At 39.3% G+C, this 745-nt stretch carries 1 rRNA gene; it reads left to right on the top strand.

Annotated features, from left to right (window positions below):
- The first annotated feature begins 164 nt into the window (after positions 1–164).
- Positions 165–280, top strand: a 5S ribosomal RNA gene (rrf, locus tag A8L45_RS23355).
- Positions 281–745 lie beyond the last annotated feature (465 nt).

Below are 745 nucleotides of genomic sequence, written 5' to 3'. Positions count from 1 at the left end.
ATGGACTTATCCGGCTAGCGCAGAAACAGCGCAGGGATAAAAAGCGATAGCAAGGCGGTTTGTGAGTCGAGCGAAGGCGTGTACATCTGTACATAACTGAGTGAGAGAGCAAACGAACGCAGCGAGCGGTTTTTATAGCCAGCGGGATAAAGCCTCAAAATTTGCTTGGCGACCATAGCGTTGTGGACCCACCTGATTCCATGCCGAACTCAGTAGTGAAACGCAACAGCGCCGATGGTAGTGTGGGGTCTCCCCATGTGAGAGTAGGACATCGCCAGGCTTCAAATTCCCTTTTTTCTTCCCATGAAGATGAAAGAAAAAACAGAAAAGCCCTGACCATAACGGTCGGGGCTTTTTTCGTTTATCTGTATGTCTGCACTTTGAGAAAGACGATAAAAAATGGTTTTCTTACTCAGACCAAGAAAAAATCACATCATTTTATGAAGACGAGTTAAGATGCAGGTCTCAGAAATGAAGGCGTGCTTACAGTTTCTCAATTATTGATTGTCGACATTGACTATGCCATTAAAAGAAATAGTTGGACAATGCAGTTGTTTTAACTGATGCTTTCACCTTTGAGAGGTGAAGTGAAATAGTTGGATTGTGCACTTCTTACACTCATGATCTTACTTTAGGTTTGTTTGATTATTGATTTTCATTTTCAATTTAATCAAGTAATTACACTACTTTATTTTTTGTTGGTTTTTTTAAATACATATTAAATTTTAATTGTTTTAATAGATAT

Origin of the sequence: Veronia pacifica (assembly GCF_001707825.1) — a bacterium.
Taxonomy (GTDB): Bacteria; Pseudomonadota; Gammaproteobacteria; order Enterobacterales; family Vibrionaceae; genus Veronia; species Veronia pacifica.
Note: the sequence above shows the minus strand (reverse complement) of the source record. Positions and strands in the feature narration are given on the sequence as shown.